Origin of the sequence: Pseudomonas sp. LS1212, from assembly GCF_024741815.1 — a bacterium.
In the GTDB taxonomy this organism is placed as follows: Bacteria; Pseudomonadota; Gammaproteobacteria; order Pseudomonadales; family Pseudomonadaceae; genus Aquipseudomonas.
Genome location: NZ_CP102951.1, coordinates 668,935 through 689,001, shown reverse-complemented (window position 1 = coordinate 689,001; position 20,067 = coordinate 668,935). Strand labels below are relative to the sequence as shown.

18 protein-coding genes and 1 pseudogene are annotated in these 20,067 nt (G+C 61.7%); 12 read left to right on the top strand and 7 right to left on the bottom strand.

Annotated features, from left to right (window positions below; all coding sequences use genetic code 11):
- Nucleotides 1-22: 22 nt before the first annotated feature.
- Nucleotides 23-1,369: an aspartate aminotransferase family protein gene (locus NVV94_RS03110; RefSeq protein WP_258445799.1), complete on the bottom strand. Its 1,347-nt coding sequence runs from the start codon at nt 1,367-1,369 to the stop codon at nt 23-25.
- A gap of 121 nt (nt 1,370-1,490) precedes the next feature.
- On the opposite strand from NVV94_RS03110, the gene NVV94_RS03105 reads away from it, so the two are divergent.
- The 6 genes from NVV94_RS03105 (at nt 1,491) to NVV94_RS03080 (ending at nt 7,457) form a co-directional block, all read left to right on the top strand.
- Nucleotides 1,491-2,408 (top strand): LysR family transcriptional regulator, encoded by a 918-nt coding sequence (locus tag NVV94_RS03105; protein WP_258445798.1) that lies wholly within the window; start codon nt 1,491-1,493, stop codon nt 2,406-2,408.
- 76 nt (nt 2,409-2,484) lie between these two features.
- On the top strand, nt 2,485-3,144 hold the full coding sequence (locus NVV94_RS03100) for a TetR/AcrR family transcriptional regulator (RefSeq protein ID WP_258445797.1): 660 nt from the start codon (nt 2,485-2,487) through the stop codon (nt 3,142-3,144).
- A 14-nt stretch (nt 3,145-3,158) separates the two neighbouring features.
- The gene (locus tag NVV94_RS03095; RefSeq protein WP_258445796.1) at nt 3,159-3,743 is read left to right on the top strand and encodes a YigZ family protein; all 585 of its coding nucleotides are present in this window, start codon (nt 3,159-3,161) and stop codon (nt 3,741-3,743) included.
- A 426-nt stretch (nt 3,744-4,169) separates the two neighbouring features.
- Nucleotides 4,170-4,856 (top strand): SDR family oxidoreductase, encoded by a 687-nt coding sequence (locus NVV94_RS03090; RefSeq protein WP_258445795.1) that lies wholly within the window; start codon nt 4,170-4,172, stop codon nt 4,854-4,856.
- Nucleotides 4,857-4,984: 128 nt separating this feature from the next.
- Nucleotides 4,985-6,340 (top strand): 8-oxoguanine deaminase, encoded by a 1,356-nt coding sequence (locus tag NVV94_RS03085; RefSeq protein WP_258445794.1) that lies wholly within the window; start codon nt 4,985-4,987, stop codon nt 6,338-6,340.
- Nucleotides 6,341-6,503: 163 nt separating this feature from the next.
- On the top strand, nt 6,504-7,457 hold the full coding sequence (locus tag NVV94_RS03080) for an adenosine deaminase (protein ID WP_258445793.1): 954 nt from the start codon (nt 6,504-6,506) through the stop codon (nt 7,455-7,457).
- A gap of 95 nt (nt 7,458-7,552) precedes the next feature.
- On the opposite strand, the gene NVV94_RS03075 is transcribed toward NVV94_RS03080, so the two are convergent.
- Nucleotides 7,553-8,275, bottom strand: a complete 723-nt coding sequence (locus NVV94_RS03075; RefSeq protein WP_258445792.1) for a helix-turn-helix transcriptional regulator — start codon at nt 8,273-8,275, stop codon at nt 7,553-7,555.
- 601 nt (nt 8,276-8,876) lie between these two features.
- Entirely contained in the window at nt 8,877-9,797 is a 921-nt protein-coding gene (locus tag NVV94_RS03070; RefSeq protein WP_258445791.1) for a LysR family transcriptional regulator, read from the bottom strand.
- 111 nt (nt 9,798-9,908) lie between these two features.
- Here NVV94_RS03070 and NVV94_RS03065 point away from each other — a divergent pair, with 111 nt between their 5' ends.
- Both NVV94_RS03065 and NVV94_RS03060 read left to right on the top strand, forming a co-directional pair.
- Nucleotides 9,909-10,922 carry a zinc-binding alcohol dehydrogenase family protein gene (locus NVV94_RS03065; protein ID WP_258445790.1) on the top strand — a complete coding sequence of 338 codons (1,014 nt, stop codon included), beginning with the start codon at nt 9,909-9,911 and terminating at the stop codon, nt 10,920-10,922.
- A gap of 127 nt (nt 10,923-11,049) precedes the next feature.
- Nucleotides 11,050-11,220 carry a hypothetical protein gene (locus NVV94_RS03060; protein ID WP_258445789.1) on the top strand — a complete coding sequence of 57 codons (171 nt, stop codon included), beginning with the start codon at nt 11,050-11,052 and terminating at the stop codon, nt 11,218-11,220.
- Here NVV94_RS03060 and NVV94_RS03055 read toward each other — a convergent pair.
- Nucleotides 11,217-12,395 carry a multidrug effflux MFS transporter gene (locus NVV94_RS03055; RefSeq protein ID WP_258445788.1) on the bottom strand — a complete coding sequence of 393 codons (1,179 nt, stop codon included), beginning with the start codon at nt 12,393-12,395 and terminating at the stop codon, nt 11,217-11,219. The two genes, NVV94_RS03060 and NVV94_RS03055, sit on opposite strands and share 4 nt — an antisense overlap.
- Before the next feature lie 97 nt (nt 12,396-12,492).
- Nucleotides 12,493-12,690 (bottom strand): heavy-metal-associated domain-containing protein, encoded by a 198-nt coding sequence (locus NVV94_RS03050; RefSeq protein WP_258445787.1) that lies wholly within the window; start codon nt 12,688-12,690, stop codon nt 12,493-12,495.
- A 147-nt stretch (nt 12,691-12,837) separates the two neighbouring features.
- On the opposite strand from NVV94_RS03050, the gene NVV94_RS03045 reads away from it, so the two are divergent.
- The 3 genes from NVV94_RS03045 (at nt 12,838) to cueR (ending at nt 16,092) form a co-directional block, all read left to right on the top strand.
- Nucleotides 12,838-13,227, top strand: a complete 390-nt coding sequence (locus tag NVV94_RS03045) for a hypothetical protein (protein ID WP_258445786.1) — start codon at nt 12,838-12,840, stop codon at nt 13,225-13,227.
- 64 nt (nt 13,228-13,291) lie between these two features.
- Nucleotides 13,292-15,694 (top strand): heavy metal translocating P-type ATPase, encoded by a 2,403-nt coding sequence (locus NVV94_RS03040; RefSeq protein WP_258445785.1) that lies wholly within the window; start codon nt 13,292-13,294, stop codon nt 15,692-15,694.
- Nucleotides 15,691-16,092 (top strand): Cu(I)-responsive transcriptional regulator, encoded by a 402-nt coding sequence (gene cueR, locus NVV94_RS03035; RefSeq protein WP_258445783.1) that lies wholly within the window; start codon nt 15,691-15,693, stop codon nt 16,090-16,092. Before NVV94_RS03040 ends, cueR begins: the two co-directional genes overlap by 4 nt.
- Before the next feature lie 19 nt (nt 16,093-16,111).
- On the opposite strand, the gene NVV94_RS03030 is transcribed toward cueR, so the two are convergent.
- Entirely contained in the window at nt 16,112-17,005 is an 894-nt protein-coding gene (locus NVV94_RS03030; protein WP_258445782.1) for a PA4780 family RIO1-like protein kinase, read from the bottom strand.
- Nucleotides 17,006-17,324: 319 nt separating this feature from the next.
- Nucleotides 17,325-18,594, bottom strand: a pseudogene (locus tag NVV94_RS03025) (acetyl-CoA C-acetyltransferase).
- 118 nt (nt 18,595-18,712) lie between these two features.
- On the opposite strand from NVV94_RS03025, the gene NVV94_RS03020 reads away from it, so the two are divergent.
- Nucleotides 18,713-20,065, top strand: a complete 1,353-nt coding sequence (locus NVV94_RS03020; RefSeq protein ID WP_258445781.1) for a 3-oxoacyl-ACP reductase — start codon at nt 18,713-18,715, stop codon at nt 20,063-20,065.
- Nucleotides 20,066-20,067: the final 2 nt, after the last annotated feature.

Below are 20,067 nucleotides of genomic sequence, written 5' to 3'. Positions count from 1 at the left end.
GCCCCCGTCACACAAAGAGGTATCAGTCGATCTGGTTCAGGGCTTCGCCGACGGCGTCGAACAGGCGGTCGAGTTCTTGCGGCTTGCTGTTGAAGGTTGGCCCGAACTGCAGGGTGTCGCCGCCGAAACGGACATAAAAGCCAGCGTTCCACAGCTTCATGCCCACTTCGAATGGACGGACGATGGCATCACCATCGCGAGCAGCGATCTGGATCGCGCCGGCCAGGCCGTAGTTACGAATGTCGACGACATTCTTCGCACCCTTCACGCCATGCAGCACGCTCTCGAAATGCGGAGCCAGTTCAGCGGCCTGTTGCACCAGGTTTTCCTTTTGCAGCAGGTCCAGTGCGGCAATGCCTGCGGCGCACGCCACCGGATGGGCCGAGTAGGTGTAACCGTGCGGGAACTCGACAGCGTATTCCGGCGTTGGCTGGTTCATGAAGGTCTGGTAGATCTCGCTGCTGGCAATCACCGCGCCCATCGGGATGGCGCCGTTGGTGACCTGCTTGGCGATGCACATCAAATCCGGGGTAACACCGAAGGCGTCGGCACCGAACATCGCGCCCATGCGGCCGAAGCCGGTGATCACTTCGTCGAAGATCAGCAGGATGTTGTGCTGGTCGCAGATTTCGCGCAGGCGCTTGAGGTAGCCCTTGGGCGGCGGCAGCACGCCAGCGGAGCCGGCCAGTGGCTCGACGATGAGCGCGGCGATGTTCGAGGCGTCATGCAATTCGATCAGCTTGAGCATCTCGTCGGCCAGGGCGATACCGCCCTCTTCCGGCAGGCCCCTGGAATAGGCATTGCTGGCCAACAGGGTATGAGGCAGATGGTCGACGTCGAGCAACTGGCCGAACATCTTGCGGTTGCCACCGACCCCACCCAGGCTGGTGCCGGCGATGTTCACTCCATGGTAGCCACGGGCACGGCCGATCAACTTGGTCTTGGTCGCCTGGCCTTTCAGGCGCCAGTAGGCACGCACCATCTTCACTGCGGTGTCGGCGCACTCGGAACCGGAGTTGGTATAGAAGACGTGATTGAGATTGCCCGGGGTCAGGTCAGTGATCTTCTCGGCCAGTTGGAACGACAGCGGGTGGCCGAACTGGAAGGCTGGCGAGTAGTCGAGCACGCCCAATTGACGCGCGACCGCTTCCTGGATTTCCTTGCGGGTATGACCGGCGCCGCAGGTCCACAGGCCAGACAGCGCATCGTAAATCTTGCGGCCCTTGTCGTCGGTCAGGTAGCTGCCCTCGGCGGCCACGATCAGACGCGGATCACGCTGGAAATTGCGGTTGGCGGTGTACGGCATCCAGTGCGCATCGAGCTTGAGCTGGCTAGTGAGACCGGCTGGAGCGTTTTCGGGCAGATTCATGAACAAAACCTCGCAAGGTGTTATGCAGTTTTATTAACAAGCGTGTTGCCGCTAAGTTGTCACGGGGATAAAGTCTGGAAAAGCCTACTTTTCTAATCTTCAGTTAGCCGGTCACTAAACTATGAGCCGTCGTCAGGAAGCCCTCGCGCAAGTCAGCGATTTCGACATCCGTCTGTTGAAGATCTTCCGCAGTGTAGTGGAGTGCGGTGGTTTCTCTGCGGCGGAGAACGTGCTGGGCATCGGTCGATCCGCGATCAGCCAGCAGATGAGCGACCTGGAGCAGCGCCTGGGTTTGCGCCTGTGCCAGCGTGGCCGCGCCGGCTTTTCACTGACCGAGGAAGGCCGCGAGGTGTATCAGTCGGCGTTGCAGCTGCTCAGCGCCCTGGAAAGCTTTCGCACCGAGGTCAACGGCCTGCATCAGCATTTGCGCGGCGAACTGAATATCGGCCTGACCGACAACCTGGTCACCCTGCCGCACATGCGCATCACCCACGCCCTGGCCCAACTCAAGGACCGTGGCCCGGACGTGCGCATCCAGATCCGCATGATCGCGCCCAGCCAGGTCGAACAGGGTGTGCTCGATGGCAGCCTGCATGTCGGTGTGGTGCCCCAGGCCAGCCCGCTGTCCGGGCTTGAATACGAATTTCTCTATAGCGAACGCTCGCTGCTGTATTGCGCCGTCGGCCACCCGCTGTTCTATGTAGACGATCGGCAGTTGGACGATGAGCGCCTCAACGCGCAGGATGCCATCGCACCGACCTTCCGCTTACCGGCCGAGATCCAGGCGCTGTACCAGGCGCTCAATTGCACCGCCAGCGCTTCGGACCGTGAAGGAATGGCGTTCCTGATCCTGACCGGACGCTATATCGGCTATCTGCCGGACCATTACGCCAGTTTCTGGGTGCAGCAGGGACGCTTGCGCGCACTCAAGGCCAGCGAGCGCTTCTATGACCTGAACCTGTCCTGGGTTACCCGCAAGGGGCGGCGCCCGCATCTGGTGCTCGAAAGCTTTCTGGAGAGCCTGGCGGCCACCCGCTGATCTAAATGCTTGTTTGTTGCGATTGAGTGAGTTATCAGTGCCCTGACGCTCCCACACGACCTGTTCGGAACCGCCCATGTCACTAGAAGTCCCGGCGCACAGCGCCCCAGCCGGTAAACCTGCCAGTCGAATCCGCCAGAAAAACGAACAAGCCATTATCAAGGCAGCCGAGGATGAGTTCGCTCGCCACGGCTTCAAAGGCACCAGCATGAATACCATCGCGCTGAATGCCGGGCTGCCCAAGGCCAACCTGCATTACTACTTCACCAACAAGCTGGGGTTGTATATTGCGGTTCTGAGCAACATCCTCGAGCTGTGGGACAGCACCTTCAATACCCTGACCGCCGAGGACGATCCGGCTCATGCGTTGAGCCGCTACATTCGCGCCAAGATGGAGTTCTCCCGGCGCAATCCACAAGCCTCGCGTATTTTCGCCATGGAGATCATCAGTGGCGGCGAATGCCTGAACGAGTATTTCAGCCAGGACTACCGCGCCTGGTTCCAGGGCCGTGCGGCAGTGTTCCAGGCCTGGATAGATGCGGGCAGGATGGACCCGATCGACCCGGTGCATCTGATTTTCCTGCTCTGGGGCAGCACCCAGCACTATGCTGACTTCGCCACCCAGATCTGTCGGGTAACGGGCCGCAGTCGCCTGACCCGGCAAGACATGGAAAATGCCGGCAACAACCTGATCCACATTATTCTCAAAGGCTGCGGCCTGACTCCGCCCAACTGAAAGCTGACCTGCAAATGCCCTTTACCCTGCCAGGCCGTTGCGAATTTCGCGAAGAGATTCGCAAGAGCCGCTTCATCACCTACGCCGCCCCGATTGCCAGCGCCGCCGAGGCCCAGGCCTTCATTGAACGCCATAGCGAGCCCGACGCGTCGCACAATTGCTGGGCCTGGAAGCTAGGGGACCAGTACCGCAGCACCGACGACGGTGAGCCCGGCGGCACGGCCGGCCGGCCGATCCTGGCTGCCATCGAAGCGCAAGACTGCGATCAGGTCGTGGTGCTGGTCATTCGCTGGTACGGCGGAATTCAACTGGGTACCGGGGGCCTGGCCCGCGCCTACGGCGGCGGCGCCAACAAGTGCCTGCAACAGGCCGAGAAACGCCTGCTGGTCAGCCGAGTGCTGCTCAATTGCAGTTGTGGCTTCAGTGAACTGGCACTGCTGAAGATTCGTCTGGCCGAGGTCGATGGGCTGGTCCTGAACGAAACCTTCACCGGCAACGGTGTCGATCTGCAATTGGCGCTGGGCGAAGCATTCATTGATCCGCTGCAAAGGCAACTGGCCGATTTGAGTCGTGGACGAATCCGCCTGCAGCGTGCCTGAGCCTTGCCCGTTGATAAGCGGCGCAAACGTTCAACAGTTGCCCACACCTACTGTGTACCCGGCTGTGGATAAGCTCTGCACATTCAGCTGAAGGCCTTGATTCACTGGGCTTCCAGCCATGCGATCAGATTTTGATCACATTTGTGTGACAACGCCCGAAACGCCTGAAAATCAGACGCTTAGCGGGGTTTATCACCTTTGGCGCATAGCGGTTGAGCGCTTATACCCAGGCATTTCGCTTGCACACAGATACTGTGGAGCAATCTGTGGATAACCCGTGCACGCCTGTGCCAATGGCTTGTCGAGCAGAGATCGGCGCCGACTGTACGATTCATAACCACCCTGCGACACCATTTTCGACATTTACTGTGACGCACCGCTCAGGCAGTGTGTTGGGTCATCAGCCTGAGGAATATGGAGTTCATCATGACCGCTGCAAAAACTGCCCTGATCATCGGTGCCTCGCGCGGCTTGGGCCTTGGCCTGGTCAAGCGTCTGCATGAAAACGGCTGGCAGGTCACCGCCACGGTACGTGACCCGCAAAAAGCCGATGCCTTGCGCGCACTGCCCGGCGTGCAGATCAAGGCGCTGGACATGAACAACCGCCAGCAATTGGACGCGCTGGACCGCGAGCTGCACGGACAGGTCTACGATCTGCTGTTCGTCAACGCCGGCGTCAAGGGCCCGGCCGAGCAGAACGCCGAACAGGCCCTGCAGGAAGACATTGGCGAACTGTTCCTGACCAATGCCATCGCGCCGATTCGCCTGGCTCAGCGTTTCGCCGCACAAATCCGGAGCAATACCGGGGTCATCGCCTTCATGAGTTCGGTGCTGGGCAGCATCACCATCCCCGACGCTCCGGAACTTGCGCTGTACAAGGCGAGCAAGGCGGCGCTCAACTCCATGACCAATACCTTCGTCACCCAGTTGGCCGACCCGACCTTGACCGTACTGGCCATGCACCCGGGCTGGGTCAAGACCGACATGGGCGGCGAAGGCGCAGACCTGGATATCGAGACCAGTACCGCTGGCCTAGTCGAGCAGGTCCAGGCCTACGCCGGCAAGGGCGGGCTGCACTTCATCAACTACAAGGGCGACACCCTGCTTTGGTAAACCGGCCAATTGAATCGGCCGCGGCGAGGCAGTAGACTGATTGCCTCGCCCCCGCGGCGGACCTGGATCAGCAGACAGGGCAACACTGAGCTGGCGAACCTGAACCCCACTTTCAGAGGAGCCGGCAAATGCCTGCGACCCGCATCTGGTTAAAAAACCCCCTGGCCATTTTCACTGCCAACACCCTGGACGCCCGTGGCGGCCTGGTGCTGGAAAACGGCGTCATCCGTGAAGTCCTCGGCCTCGGCCAGCAACCCTCCAGCCCCTGCGCACAGGTCTTCGATGCCCGTGAACACGTGGTGCTGCCCGGCCTGATCAACACACACCACCACTTCTACCAGACCCTGACCCGGGCCTGGGCGCCAGTGGTCAATCAACCGCTGTTCCCCTGGCTCAAGACCCTGTACCCGGTCTGGGCGCGGCTGACGCCGGCCAAGCTCAAGCTGGCCAGTACCGTGGCCTTGACCGAATTGTTGCTGTCGGGCTGCACCACGGCGGCGGACCATCACTATCTGTTCCCCGATGGCCTGGAAAATGCCATCGATGTGCAGGTCGAGACCGTCCGCGAGCTGGGCATGCGCGCCATGCTGACCCGTGGCTCCATGAGCCTGGGCGAGGCCGATGGCGGGCTGCCGCCACAGCAGACCGTGCAACAAGGCGAAGTCATCCTCGCCGACAGCCAGCGCCTGATCCAGAGCTACCACCAACGCGGGGCCGGCGCCCAAATCCAGATTGCCCTGGCGCCCTGCTCGCCATTTTCGGTCACCCCCCAGATCATGCGTGCCAGCGCCGAGCTGGCCGAAGAACTCGACGTGCGCCTGCACACCCACCTGGCCGAAACCCTCGACGAGGAGGAGTTCTGCCTGCAGCGCTTCGGCCTGCGCACCGTGGATTACCTGGACAGCGTCGGCTGGCTGGGCCCGCGCACCTGGCTGGCGCACGGCATCCACTTCAACCCTGATGAAATTGCCCGCCTGGGCGCCGCCGGCACGGGTGTCTGCCATTGCCCGAGCTCGAACATGCGCCTGGCTTCGGGCATCTGCCCGACCCTCGAACTGACCGATGCAGGCGCACCGCTGGGCCTGGGCGTCGATGGCTCGGCATCCAACGATGCCTCCAACATGATCCTCGAAGCGCGCCAGGCACTGTACTTGCAGCGCCTGCGCTACGGTGCCGAGGCCATCACCCCGGAACGTGTGCTGGGCTGGGCGACCAAAGGCTCGGCGCAATTGCTGGGGCGTACCGATATCGGCGAACTGGCGGTGGGTAAACAAGCCGACCTGGCCCTGTTCAAGCTCGATGAACTACGCTTCTCCGGAAGCCACGACCCACTCTCGGCGCTGCTGCTGTGTGGTGCCGACCGCGCCGACCGGGTCATGGTTGGTGGCCAATGGCGCGTGGTCGATGGCCAAGTCCAGGGCCTCGATCTCCAGCAACTGATTGCCGATCATCGCCAGGCTGCCCGTGAACTGATTGCTGGCTGACGAGCCCCTGCACCCTCGTTCCCACGCGCAGCAAAGGAATGCAGTGGCAGACGCTCCAGCGTCACTTTGCTGCGCGTCTGCAGAGGCATTCCCACGCAGGCGTGGGAACGAGTACCACATGCACTGTAGAATTGCCCCATATGCACCAGATGAGAAACCTTACATGTATGACTGGCTAAACGCCCTGCCCAAGGCCGAACTGCACCTGCACCTGGAAGGTTCGCTGGAACCCGAATTGCTGTTCGCCCTGGCCGAGCGCAACAAGATCGCCTTGCCATGGAAGGATGTCGAAACCCTGCGGGCGGCCTATGCCTTCAACAACCTGCAAGAGTTTCTCGACCTCTACTACCGGGGCGCGGACGTGCTGCGCACCGAGCAGGACTTCTACGACCTGACCTGGGCCTATCTGCAACGCTGCAAGGCGCAGAACGTCATCCACACCGAACCCTTCTTCGACCCACAAACCCATACCGATCGCGGCATTGCCTTCGAAGTGGTACTGAACGGAATTACCCGTGCCTTGAAGGATGGCCAGCAGCAACTGGGTATCAGCAGCGGCCTGATCCTGAGCTTTCTGCGGCACTTGAGCGAAGAAGAGGCACAGAAAACGCTGGATCAGGCACTGCCGTTCCGCGACGCGTTCATCGCCGTGGGCCTGGACAGTTCGGAAATGGGCCACCCGCCCAGCAAGTTCCAGCGTGTCTTCGACCGGGCTCGCAGCGAAGGCTTCCTAACCGTTGCCCATGCCGGTGAAGAAGGCCCGCCGGCCTATATCTGGGAAGCGCTCGACCTGCTCAAGATCCAGCGAATCGATCATGGCGTACGCGCCATTGAAGATGAGCGACTGATGCAGCGCATCATCGATGAACAGATCCCGCTGACCGTCTGCCCGCTGTCCAACACCAAGCTGTGCGTCTTCGATCACATGAAACAGCACAACATTCTCGAAATGCTCGAGCGCGGCGTGAAAGTGACGGTGAATTCCGATGACCCGGCATACTTCGGTGGCTATGTGACCGAAAACTTCCATGCCCTGCATACCCACCTGGGCATGACTGAAGATCAGGCCAGGCGCCTGGCCCAGAACAGCCTGGATGCGCGCCTGGTCAAGCCCTGACCAGAGCTGGACGACGCCAGCCTCGGCGGGCGTCGGTACTTGCTCTTGTTGGTTCCAGCCGGAGCCTGAAGCCCGGCTTGGGACTGACCTGATGCTCAGTTACTGACTTCAGACGTGCAATGGCTGGCAATCTTGCCGATTTCCTTCAGCCCCACTGCCGTGACTTGCACCGCCCGGTGGCCATCGTTGAGTTTCAGCCAGCCTGACTGGATAAACAGCTTCAACAGACTGGCTCCCAGCGCGCCCCCCAGGTGCGGGCGCCTGTCGCTCCAGTCGCTGCGACAGGTGCACAAGGTCTGTTTTTCGCGCCGGGCCAGGGCCTGGATGTAGATGCCGTAGTTGGCCAGTTCAAGGCTGCCTTTGGCCGTTACCTCCAATCGATGATCCAGCGACTCGATCCATTGGGCATCGATCATTCGTTGATACAGCTCAGCGGCCAAGTCGCCACTCAGATGATCCCGGCAGATCCGCGCCTTGCGCATGGAGAGCGGCGCTGCGGGCAGGTCCAGGGCCGTCTCGCCAGTGTCGTACGGGGCGTTGTTGGCGACCGAAACACTGGCCAGTGCTTCGACGGCAGCGCCCACCTCCGGCGCCGCAAGGCGAAAGAAGCGCTGGCGCCCTCGAGCCTCTCGCTTCAACAAGCCGCCTGCCGATAAACGTGCCAAATGCGCACTGGCTGACGACGGACTCAACCCCGCAAGCGAAGCCAGCTCCTCGGAAGCCCGCGCAGTTCCGTCGATCAAGGCCCATAGCATTGCGCTGCGTTTAGGGTCTGCCAGAAGCGTGGCGATTTGACTGATACAAGGTATATGTTTCATGTTTTCACTCCCTGTTAAAACATTTATCTATGGCATGAATCAAGCGGCCACTCAAACAGCACCCGCGAAGAACGCGAACCAGCAGTAAGCAGGCATTTCAAAATACCAACACACCTACTCTTCATTAACGAGCAAAACTCTTTTAGCTCCCCGCAGAAGCTCTTCGCGTTATAAGTCGGGCATTCAAATTAAAAAGGGCCGCGGCCATTAGAACGCCCATTGCCATGGAAAAACCTCTCGCTGGCAATCGCTGCCGTACCAGTATAGGCCGGCAAACTTATTCACAATCAAACGAAAAACCGGCCCTTGGCTATTCTTCCGAACTTTCGCCACAGATAGGCTGAAGCAGTGAAGACATAATATTTTACCAACTTATGGGCAATTCTTCCCGAGGCCTTCTGTGACGTACCTTTGCAGCCTATTTAAATCAGATAGCGCTTGCTTGCCAGTAGGAAAAACCTACAGGCCCGGTATATAAAACAGGCAAAAAATAGCGCATGCCACATTCCACAATAAAGTGCTCACTGCTATTGAATTGCCGAAAACCTCGAGCATTTCCTCTTGTTTCGCTCAACGCAAATACAAACTTCTTACAAACAGGTCACGTTGAGCAATCAGGCGCCTGCATCCACAACGTCTCGCAACGGGCCTTGAGCATGTCGCGCAACAGGTTCACCGGTTTACTGAGCTGTGCCCGATGAGCACACAGCAGGTTCAATGGCGCCCGTTCGCCGCGCAAGGTCGGCATCAGTACCTTGAGTCGACCGGCCTGCACGTCGCCAGCCACATCCAGCCACGACTTATAGGCCACCCCAACCCCGGCCAGCGCCCATCGACGAACCACATCGGCATCGTCGGAGAACCGATTGCCCGCCACGGTCAGCCCGAACTCACGTTTGCCGTCATGAAAGCGCCAGTGGTCATGCACCCGACTGCCCAACATGTACAACAGGCAGTTATGGTGCGCCAACTGTTCGACTTCCCGGGGTTCACCCTGTCTGGCCAGATAATCCGGCGAGGCGCATAGCACCCGGCGGTTGCCACTGGCGATCGGCAAGGCCACCAGGCTGGAATCCTCCGGCTCGCCATAACGCAGCGCGATATCCACCGGGTGGCGAAAAAGATCGGCAATCCGGTCGCCCAACAACAGGCGTACCATCAGTTTCGGGTGTTGTCGCTGGAACTCGTCGAGCCAAGGCAACAAGACATTGCGCCCGAAGTCCGAAGGGGCAGACAACTGCAGCACGCCACTGACCTGGTCCTGGCCGCGATCAAGCAAACGGCGCCCTTCGTCCAGGCTACTCAAGGCCGCCCGGGCGTGTTCAAGAAACCCTTCACCTTCGGCGGTCAGGCGCAGACTGCGCGTCGAGCGCGCGAGCAGGCGGGCACCCAATTGCTGCTCGATGCGCTTGAGCGCCGCACTGGCCACCGCCGGTGACAGGTCCATCACCCGGGCCGCGGCAGACAGGCTGCCGAGTTCGGCGGCACGCACGAACAGCTGCAGATCATCGAATCTCAACATGAGGATTATCAAAAAAATATTGAAAGAGCCTACAGTATTAGCGGCTTTTAACTGAAAGTGAATTAGCGAATCATCCGCTCATCGCGTCACGGACAACCCTGGAGTTTTCGCATGAAAGCCATCGCCTATTACCACTCCCTTCCGATCACCGACCCGGCAGCATTGCAGGACATCGAACTGCCGACGCCCGTCGCGGGCCCGCGCGACCTGCTGGTCGAAGTCAAGGCCATCTCGGTCAACCCGGTTGACACCAAAGTGCGCAAGAGCGTCCAACCCGAAGGCGGTGAAGCGAAGGTGCTGGGCTGGGACGTCGCGGGCGTGGTCAAGGCCGTCGGCAGTGAAGTCAGCCTGTTCCAGCCTGGCGACAAGGTGTACTACGCGGGTTCCATTGCCCGGGCCGGCGGCAACAGCGAACTGCACGTGGTCGATGAGCGAATCGTCGGGCACATGCCCAAGACCCTGGGTTTCGCCGAAGCCGCCGCGTTGCCGCTGACCGCCATCACCGCCTGGGAACTGCTCTTCGAACGCTTGCAGATCCGCGAAGGCCAGGCCGAGACAGGCCAGAGCCTGCTGATCGTCGGCGCCGCCGGCGGCGTGGGCTCGATCCTCACTCAACTGGCCAGCCAGTTGACCGGCCTCAAGGTCATTGGTACCGCGTCGCGCCCGCAAACCCAGGCGTGGGTGCGCGCACTGGGGGCCGACCTGGTACTCGACCATAGCCAGCCGCTGGCCGAAGAGCTCAAGCGCCAGGGCCTGGCCCAGGTGACCCATGTCGCCAGCCTGACGCAAACCGACCAGCATCTCGATCAACTGATCGAAGCCCTGGCGCCGCAAGGCAAGCTGGGCCTGATCGACGACCCGAAACAACTGGATGTGACCAAGCTCAAGCGCAAGAGCCTGTCGCTGCACTGGGAGTTCATGTACACCCGCTCGCTGTTCGAAACCGCAGATATGCTTGAGCAGCACAAGCTGCTCGACCGGGTCGCTGAACTGATCGATGCCGGCACCCTGAAAACCACCGTTGGCGAGCACTACGGCAGCATCAATGCGGCGAACCTGCGACGTGCTCATGCGCTGCTGGAAAGCGGAGCGGCGAAGGGTAAAATCGTACTGGAAGGCTTCTGATCCACAGCGGTCTTGCCCACATGGCCCAAGCGTGACAAGACCGTCAGTCCGGCACTTGGCTCCGATCATTCCATTGGCCGGCCACGGGACTACAATTGCAGCCTTTGCCAATCAAAGGTAATCAGCGATGAATATCCTCGTCACGGCATCAACCACGAAGCGGGGCAGTCACTGGCAAGTTCTGCTGGACCAGCATGTGGTGAAGTTTCGCAGCGAGGCCGAGGCGCGCGCCTTTGTCTCGACCCTGCAAGCCCGCCTCCAGGCACCGCATCCGATCCCCCAGCGCGCTGCCGGTTAACCCCTGGCCAACTGCAACCGACGGGTCAGCACCGCGAACGTGACAGCCAGCAGCCCGCACAAGCTGATGACCAGCGCCATCGGCAGGGCACTGCCATCGTGCAGGATGCTCACCAACGACGCAGCACCCGCCGCCACGCTGAACTGCAGGCAACCGAGCAGCGCAGAGGCACTGCCCGCCCGAGCGCCCTGCCCGTTCATGGCACTCGCCGATGCATTGGGGATGATGCAGCCGAGGCTGGCGATACAGACAAACAGAGGGATCAACAATGGCCAAAGCGCCTGGGTATGCAACCCGCTGATCCCCAGCAGTACCAGCCCCGATGCCAGATAGACCCAGATGGTCCGCGCCAGCAGAAAGGCCGGGCCACGCTTGGCCAGCAGTCGCGCATTGACTTGCGCGACCAGAATGAAACCCGCCGCGTTGGCACCGAACAGCCAACCATAGTGCTCGGCCGGCACGCCATAGAGTTTGATGAAGACAAAGGGCGACCCGGCGATATAGGCAAACATCCCGGCCATGGCGATACCGCCGGTCAAGGCGTGCCCGATAAATACCTTGTCCTTGAGTAGCCGCCCATACTGGCGCAGCGCGCCCGACAATGGCTGTCGCGGTTGATTGGCCGGCAGGCTTTCAGGCAGCCCTAGCGCTACCGCCAGCGCGCTCAGGGCACTGAACAGGGTTAAGGCGATAAAAATCGACTGCCAACCATACAGGTTGACCAACACACCGCCCAACATCGGCGCGAGAATCGGTGCCAGGCCCATGACCAGCATCAGTTGCGAGAACACTTTGGCCGACGCCACGGCATCGCACTTATCGCTGACGATCGCCCGCGACAGCACCATCCCGGCACACCCGCCCAGCGCCTGTACGAACCGAGCGGCAATCAGGGCATCCAGGCTCGGCGCATAGGCGCAAGCCAGCGAGGCCAGGGTGAACAGCACCACCCCTGCCAGCAATGGCACCCGTCGACCAAATCGGTCGGCCACCGGCCCATAGGCCAGTTGCCCGATGGACAAGCCCAGGAAGTAGGCCGCGAGGGTGGTCTGTATATGTTTTTCGTCGGTGCCGAAGGCCGTGGCCATCGCCGGAAAACCCGGTAGGTAGAAGTCGATCGCCAACGGACCGAACGCACTCAAGGCGCCAAGAATCAGGATTATTCTCAGGTTCATCAGGAATCCAAAGCAGACAGGGCAGCGCACTAGTCTAACTGCCTTGGATCCATTTTGCGGCGAGACTGCGCCCCCTCGCTGAAAAATCTTGAATCAATTAGAGCGCCTTGGCGACGTATCCCTCTTCGCTGATCAGCCCAATGATCTGTTCTGCACTCAACGAACTTTCGACACGGACCTGGGCATTGCCCAGATCGACCTCGACCGCCGCCGACTCGTCCTGGCGCTTTACCGCGGCAGTGACTGCCCGGACACAGTGACCACACGACATACCTTGGACATTGAATACTTGCATGAGGATTCAGCTCCTATTGAGGGTTTGACCCAGCTTCAGCCTTGCCATAGGGTCAAGGTCAAGTTCTTCTGCCTGCTGCCGGGCTGGAAATCGTCGCCCGCCTCGGCCAAGCTGCAGCATCGAAGATTCATGGCAGGAGATCCAAAAATGCGCTGGGCAGCATTGAGCCTCATCGGCATGCTCGGGCTGTTCGCCCTCCCTCAGGGGGCGAGTGCCGCAGGGCCGCAAGACTACAGCGTGCTGATCATTTCCCGGGAGCGGCTGGAAGTCGCCACCTCCTGCGAGATCGGCCTGTATATCCAGGACCAGTTGGTCGGACGCCTGTTCCAGGAACAATCCACCTCGTTCAATCTCCCCCCCGGCCCGGTGTCGATTCGCCTGCGCCTGCTGCCTGGGCAGGCGCCCGGTTGCTCGCCGGGTATCGAGCGCGCAGGCAGCGGCACCCTGGTGGATCTGCGTGCCGGCCAGATCAGCAAGTATCGGATTGCCATGGGTCAACACGGCCTGTATTTGAAGAGGGCAGGATTGGGCTATTGAACCAGGCTTGACCTTCCCCATGTGTCAAGGTTGATGCTGGGAGCCTGTTCAAGGAGGTACACCCATGTTCGAACCCACCACGTTTGATCTGCCCATTGTCGGCATGACCTGCGCCAGTTGCGCAGGCCGTGTCGAGCGCGCCCTGCGCAATGTAGAGGGCGCCAGCGATGTCAGTGTCAACCTGGCGACCGAGCAGGCCCGCGTACAAGCGCCTGCCGATCGCCTGCCAGCCTTGCTCAAGGCAGTAGAAGGCGCCGGTTACAGCGTACCGGCGCAAACCCTGGAACTCGAGATCGGCGGCATGACCTGCGCATCCTGCGTCGGCCGCGTCGAGCGTGCCCTTGCCAAAGTACCGGGCGTGCGCCAGGCCGCTGTCAATCTGGCCAGCGAACGCGCGCGCATCGAACTGCTTGGCCAGCTGGACCCTGCGGTATTGATTTGCGCCGTCAGCCAGGCCGGTTACACAGCCTCATTGCCGCAGGACACTCGCGCCCGGCGCGATGACGTCGAACAGCGCTTGCACAAGGAACGCTGGGCATTGAGCCTGGCCATTGTGCTGGCTCTGCCGCTGATACTGCCGATGCTGCTGCAACCTTTCGGCGTGCACTGGATGCTGCCGGCCTGGGTTCAGTTCGCGCTGGCAACCCCCGTGCAGTTCATTTTCGGTGCACGCTTCTATGTGGCGGCCTGGAAGGCGGTCAAGGCTAGCACCGGGAACATGGACCTGCTGGTCGCGATCGGCACCAGCGCCGGCTATGGCCTGAGCGTCTACGAATGGGCAGAAGCCGCCGCCGGCGAGATGCCGCATTTGTACTTTGAGGCCTCTGCGGTGGTGATTGCCTTGGTCCTGCTCGGCAAATACCTGGAAAGCCGGGCCAAGCGCCAGACAAGCAGTGCGATTCGCTCCCTCGAAGCCTTGCGCCCGGAACGGGCGGTGCAAGTGATCGACGGCCGCGAGCAGATGGTCGCTATCAGCGCCCTGCGCCTGAACGATCTGGTACTGGTCAAGCCCGGCGAGCGCTTTGCGGTCGATGGCGAGGTCGTCGAAGGCCAGAGCCATGCCGATGAAGCGCTGATCAGCGGGGAAAGCCTGCCAGTGCCGAAACAGCCCGGCGACAAGGTGACCGGTGGCGCCATCAACGGCGAAGGCCGCTTGCTGGTGCGCACCCTGGCACTGGGCACTGAAACCGTTCTGGCGCGGATTATCCGCCTGGTCGAAGATGCCCAGGCCGCCAAGGCGCCGATTCAGAAACTGGTGGACCGGGTCAGCCAGGTCTTCGTGCCGGTCGTCCTGCTGCTGGCACTGATTACGCTGGTGGGCTGGTGGCTCAGCGGTGCCCCCATCGAAACCGCAATCATCAACGCCGTGACCGTGCTGGTCATCGCCTGCCCTTGTGCCCTGGGCCTGGCCACGCCGACGGCGATCATGGCCGGCACTGGCGTAGCGGCCCGCCACGGCATTCTGATCAAGGATGCCGAAGTGCTGGAGCGCGCCCATGTGGTCAGTAGCGTGGTCTTTGACAAAACCGGGACCCTGACGTCCGGCACCCCACGAATTGTCCACAGCCATGCACTGATTGGTAATGACCAGCAACTTCTGCAACTGGCCGGCGCCCTGCAACGCGGCAGTGAACACCCCCTGGCCAAGGCCGTGCTCGACGCCTGCCAGGAACAGAACCTTACCGTAGACCAGGTCAGCGCCAGCCAGTCGCTGAGCGGACGCGGCATTGCCGGTACCCTGCAAGGCCGTGATCTGGCCCTGGGCAATCGGCGCATGCTCGAAGACAGCGGTTTGAGCAGCGGCCAATTGGGCGACCTGGCGCAGGTCTGGGAAGCAGAAGGGCGAACCTTGTCCTGGCTGATCGAACGCGGCCCGCAACCGCAGGTACTCGGGCTGTTCGCCTTTGGCGACAGCCTCAAGCCCGGTGCCGCACAAGCCGTGCAACAGCTGGCAGCCCAACGGATCAGCAGCCATCTGCTGACCGGGGACAACCGCGGCAGCGCCCGCGTGGTCGCAGAGGCCCTTGGCATCACCGATGTCCATGCCGAAGTGCTGCCGGCAGACAAGGCCGCCACCGTGGTCGAACTGAAGAAATCGGGCATCGTGGCCATGGTGGGTGACGGTATCAACGACGCCCCTGCCCTGGCCGCAGCCGACATCGGCATCGCCATGGGCGGCGGCACCGACGTGGCCATGCAGGCCGCCGGCATCACCCTGATGCGCGGCGATCCACGGCTGGTACCGGCGGCCCTGGAGATCAGCCACAAGACCTACGCAAAGATTCGCCAGAACCTGTTCTGGGCCTTTGTCTACAACCTGATCGGTATCCCGTTGGCCGCGTTCGGGCTGCTCAACCCGGTCCTCGCTGGCGCCGCCATGGCGCTTTCGAGCGTCAGCGTGGTAAGCAACGCACTGTGGTTGAAAACCTGGAAACCGAAAGATCCGACGGGAGTAAATGCCGCATGAACATCGGCCAAGCAGCCAGGCACAGCGGCCTGAGCGCAAAGATGATTCGCTATTACGAGTCCATCGGGCTGCTCAAGGCCACCCATCGCAGCGACAATGGCTATCGCCTGTACCAGCAGGACGACCTGCACACCCTGGCATTTATCAAGCGTTCGCGAGACCTGGGCTTTTCCCTGGAAGAAGTGGCCCAGCTACTGACCCTGTGGCAGGACCGCCAACGCGCCAGTGCCGACGTCAAGGCCCTGGCCCACCGGCACATCGAAGAGCTGAATCACAAAATCGATGAATTGGTGAGCCTGCGCGACACTTTGCAGGAACTGGCCGCCCACTGCCAGGGCGACGACCGCCCCGACTGCCCGATCCTCAAGGACCTGGCCACCGGGGGGGCCTGCCACTAAAGCCGATTGAAACCGGGGCCTACTGCAGCCAGGGCGGCGGCGGCTCTTCGGTCTTGCCCGGCGGCAAGTCGTCGGCGGCACGAACGGCCTGGCGTCGCATCTCGTCCAGACGTGCCGCTTCGATTTCGCGCATGACCCAAAACACGTCGGCCTGGGTTTCATCGTCCGCGAACTCACCCGTGAGCAGGCTGCCCGGGTGCAGGCTACCGGCTTCGTAGAGTGACCACATTTCCCTGGCGTACCGGGTGTTCTTGAGCTCCGGGGCAAAGCGGCCGAAATAACCGGCCATGTTGCCGACATCGCGCTCGAGCATGCTGAAGGCGTGGTTGTTGCCCGCCGCATCGACCGCTTGTGGCAGGTCGATGATGACCGGCCCTTCCGGGCCCAGCAGAACGTTGAACTCAGACAAGTCACCATGCACCAGACCGGTACACAGCATCAGGACGATCTGCCGGATCAGGAAATCATGGTACTCGCGCGCCTGGTCGGGCTCGAGTTCCACGTCATTGAGCCGGGGAGCGGCATCGCCGTACTCGTCGGCAACCAGCTCCATCAACAGCACACCCTCGAGGAAGTCAAAGGGCTTGGGCACGCGGACACCCGCGTTGGCCAGGCGAAACAGTGCCGCGACCTCGGCATTCTGCCAGGCATCCTCGGCTTCCTTGCGCCCGAACTTGGAGCCCTTGGCCATCGCCCGGGCCTGCCGGCTGTTACGGACCTTACGGCCCTCCTGGTACTCGGCGGCCTGACGGAAACTGCGCTTGTTGGCCTCCTTGTAAACCTTGGCACAACGCAGCTCGTCACCGCAGCGCACTACATAGACAGCTGCCTCTTTACCACTCATCAGTGGGCGCAGCACCTCGTCGACCAGACCGTCTTCAATCAACGGTTCAATGCGTTTTGGAGTCTTCATCGGCTTTTATTCTGGGTCCTTTTTGACCAAACACGCGAAATCACTCAAATTTGGGGGCCATCCTCTCACAGCGAGGCGCACATGCCGACCTTTGCACGACCAACTGAGTGCAAAGGGCCCGCCAATGCGTCCAACCCTCGCCGCATTTTTGCCCAGCACGCTGTTTTAGCGGTTAATACCCGGGCTGACCATCCTTATTATCGAAATGATTCAATTTTCCCGCGCGCTTGCCGAACAGTTGATTACGAGAATCAATCCGGAGCTGGGATGAACATCAAACAGAAATTTCTCGTTCAACTTCGCGTGGGAACGAGACAGCTTAGCGTTCGATGATGGCAGTCACGCCCTGCCCGCCGGCTGCGCAGATCGAGATCAGGCCACGGCCCTGCCCCGCCTGTTCCAGCAACTTGCCGAGGTTGGCGACGATCCGGCCACCGGTGGCCGCAAACGGATGCCCGGCCGCCAGTGAGCTGCCCTTGACGTTCAGCTTGCTGCGGTCGATCGCACCCAGCGGTGCGTCCAGCCCGAGCCGGGTCTTGCAATAGTCCGCATCCTCCCAGGCCTTGAGGGTACAGAGCACTTGGGCAGCAAAGGCCTCGTGGATTTCGTAGAAATCGAAATCCTGCAGTGTCAGCTGATTGCGCGCCAGCAGGCGTGGCACCGCATACGCCGGCGCCATCAACAACCCCTCCTGGCCTTTGACGAAATCCACGGCAGCGCTTTCGCCGTCGCGCAGATACGCCAGGATCGGCAGCCCCCGTTCCCTGGCCCACGCCTCGCTGCCGAGCAAGACCAGGGAAGCACCGTCAGTCAATGGCGTCGAGTTGCCCGCCGTGAGGGTGCCCTTGTCGCTACGCTCGAATGCGGGTTTGAGGCTGGCGAGTTTTTCCAGGGTCAGGTCTGGGCGTGTCGCGGGTCAAGCCGAGAAAGGGCGTCAGCAGATCGTCATGCCAGCCTTCGGCGTAGGCAGCCGCCAGCTTGTGGTGGCTTTCCAGCGCCAGTTGGTCCTGTTCCTCGCGGCCGATTTGCCAGGTTTGCGCCATCAGTTCGCAATGCTGGCCCATGGACAACCCGGTGCGCGGTTCGCCGTTTCGCGGCAGTTCGGGCTTGAGGTCACGGGGGCGCAATTGCAGCAGGGCCTTGAGTTTTTCAGGCATCGTTTTGCTGCGATTGATCTGCAACAAAACCTGGCGCAATCCCTCACCCACGCCGATCGGCGCGTCGGAGGCGGTATCGACCCCGCCGGCAATGCCGCATTCGATCTGGCCCAGGGCAATCTTGTTGGCCACCAGCAATGCCGCTTCCAGCCCCGTGCCGCAGGCCTGCTGTACATCGTAGGCGGGGGTCTGCGGGGACAACCGTGAGCCGAGCACGCATTCGCGGGTCAGGTTGAAATCCCGCGAGTGCTTGAGGACTGCCCCTGCGGCCACTTCGCCCATGCGCAGGCCGTGCAGGCTGAAACGCTCGATCAAGCCTTCGAGCGCCGCCGTCAGCATCGCCTGGTTACTGGCCTTGGCATAAGGACCATTGGCGCGGGCGAAGGGGATACGGTTGCCGCCGATAATGGCGACCCGGCGCGGTGAGCCCATTGGAAGCTTCCTTTCATGAATAGTGACGAGCTATAGCGTAGGTCTATTTTTCTTCGAACGAACGACTGCTCGCCAACCATGGTCCACACTTTGAACCTTATCTGCCGGAGAGCGTTCCATGTCTGACCGATATATCGACTTTGCCAACTCTGACATCGGCCGCCGTCTGGTTGGCGCCGTCGGCCTGCCGACCCCGGCGCGCCTGGAACGTTGGCAGGCCGGCCGCCTGCGCCCGATCGAAGGCGCGCTGCTGCTGGGCGGTGGCTCGCTCGCAGCAAAGGTCGCCGAGTTCGCCAATCGGCTGACCGATGAGGTGTACAGCTTTGCCACCGAGGGCCTGGACACCCCGGCCTGGGTACCGGGGTTGGGGGCCAAGCTCAAGGCCGTGCTGTTCGATGCCAGTGAGATCGCCGACATCGACCAGCTCAAGCAGCTGCGTGAATTTTTCCAGCCGCTGCTCAGAAGCCTTGCGCCAAGTGCCCATGTGGTGATCCTGGGGCGAGCGCCGGAAAACCTCGACGACCCGCTGGCCAGCGTCGCCCAGCGAGCCCTGGAGGGCTTCAGCCGCTCCCTGGCCAAAGAACTGCGCAATGGCGGCACCCTGCAATTGCTGTATGTCAGCGAAGCGACCGAGGGGCAGCTCGAAGGCGCACTACGGTTTTTCCTTTCGCCCAAAAGCGCCTTTATCTCGGGCCAGGTACTGCGGCTGAGCGTCTGTGCCAACCAGGTTCACGACTGGACCCGGCCCCTGGCCGGGCGCAGGGCCCTGGTCACGGGCGCTGCACGCGGCATTGGCGCGGCCATTGCCGAAACCCTGACCCGCGATGGCGCTGAAGTGGTGTTGCTGGATGTTCCGCAGGCCAAGGCCGATCTGGAAGCACTCGCCGCACGCCTGGGCGGCCGCGCCGTCACCCTGGATATCGGCGCCGATGACGCCCCGGCACAGTTGATCGCAGCATTGCCCGAGGGCATCGACATCGTTGTTCACAACGCCGGTATCACCCGCGACAAGACCCTGGCCAACATGACCCCGGAGTTCTGGGACTCTGTACTGGCCGTCAACCTCAAGGCGCCGCACCTTTTGACCCAGGCACTGTTCGACAACGGTACGCTGCAGGACAACAGCCGCGTCATCCTGTTGGCCTCGATCAGCGGCATTGCCGGCAGCCGCGGGCAATCCAACTATGCCGCCAGCAAGGCCGGGCTGATCGGCCTGGCCCAGGCCTGGGCACCGCGCCTGGCCGAACGCGGTTCAAGCATCGCAGCCGTGGCGCCGGGCTTTATCGAAACCCGCATGACCGCCGCGATCCCGTTTGCCATGCGTGAAGCCGGCCGGCGCATGAGCAGCCTGGGCCAGGGCGGCCTGCCGCAGGATGTCGCCGAAGCCGTGGCCTGGCTCAGCCAGCCCGGTTCCGGCGCGCTCAACGGGCAAGTGCTGCGGGTGTGCGGCCAAGCCCTGATGGGAGCCTGAAC

What these genes read in the sequence shown, in the direction of transcription:
- NVV94_RS03110 (WP_258445799.1), bottom strand. Translation starts at nt 1,369, where the DNA reads ATGAATCTGCCCGAAAACGCTCCAGCCGGTCTCACTAGCCAGCTCAAG.
- NVV94_RS03105 (WP_258445798.1), top strand. Translation starts at nt 1,491, where the DNA reads ATGAGCCGTCGTCAGGAAGCCCTCGCGCAAGTCAGCGATTTCGACATC.
- NVV94_RS03100 (WP_258445797.1), top strand. Translation starts at nt 2,485, where the DNA reads ATGTCACTAGAAGTCCCGGCGCACAGCGCCCCAGCCGGTAAACCTGCC.
- NVV94_RS03095 (WP_258445796.1), top strand. Translation starts at nt 3,159, where the DNA reads ATGCCCTTTACCCTGCCAGGCCGTTGCGAATTTCGCGAAGAGATTCGC.
- NVV94_RS03090 (WP_258445795.1), top strand. Translation starts at nt 4,170, where the DNA reads ATGACCGCTGCAAAAACTGCCCTGATCATCGGTGCCTCGCGCGGCTTG.
- NVV94_RS03085 (WP_258445794.1), top strand. Translation starts at nt 4,985, where the DNA reads ATGCCTGCGACCCGCATCTGGTTAAAAAACCCCCTGGCCATTTTCACT.
- NVV94_RS03080 (WP_258445793.1), top strand. Translation starts at nt 6,504, where the DNA reads ATGTATGACTGGCTAAACGCCCTGCCCAAGGCCGAACTGCACCTGCAC.
- NVV94_RS03075 (WP_258445792.1), bottom strand. Translation starts at nt 8,275, where the DNA reads ATGAAACATATACCTTGTATCAGTCAAATCGCCACGCTTCTGGCAGAC.
- NVV94_RS03070 (WP_258445791.1), bottom strand. Translation starts at nt 9,797, where the DNA reads ATGTTGAGATTCGATGATCTGCAGCTGTTCGTGCGTGCCGCCGAACTC.
- NVV94_RS03065 (WP_258445790.1), top strand. Translation starts at nt 9,909, where the DNA reads ATGAAAGCCATCGCCTATTACCACTCCCTTCCGATCACCGACCCGGCA.
- NVV94_RS03060 (WP_258445789.1), top strand. Translation starts at nt 11,050, where the DNA reads ATGAATATCCTCGTCACGGCATCAACCACGAAGCGGGGCAGTCACTGG.
- NVV94_RS03055 (WP_258445788.1), bottom strand. Translation starts at nt 12,395, where the DNA reads ATGAACCTGAGAATAATCCTGATTCTTGGCGCCTTGAGTGCGTTCGGT.
- NVV94_RS03050 (WP_258445787.1), bottom strand. Translation starts at nt 12,690, where the DNA reads ATGCAAGTATTCAATGTCCAAGGTATGTCGTGTGGTCACTGTGTCCGG.
- NVV94_RS03045 (WP_258445786.1), top strand. Translation starts at nt 12,838, where the DNA reads ATGCGCTGGGCAGCATTGAGCCTCATCGGCATGCTCGGGCTGTTCGCC.
- NVV94_RS03040 (WP_258445785.1), top strand. Translation starts at nt 13,292, where the DNA reads ATGTTCGAACCCACCACGTTTGATCTGCCCATTGTCGGCATGACCTGC.
- cueR (WP_258445783.1), top strand. Translation starts at nt 15,691, where the DNA reads ATGAACATCGGCCAAGCAGCCAGGCACAGCGGCCTGAGCGCAAAGATG.
- NVV94_RS03030 (WP_258445782.1), bottom strand. Translation starts at nt 17,005, where the DNA reads ATGAAGACTCCAAAACGCATTGAACCGTTGATTGAAGACGGTCTGGTC.
- NVV94_RS03020 (WP_258445781.1), top strand. Translation starts at nt 18,713, where the DNA reads ATGTCTGACCGATATATCGACTTTGCCAACTCTGACATCGGCCGCCGT.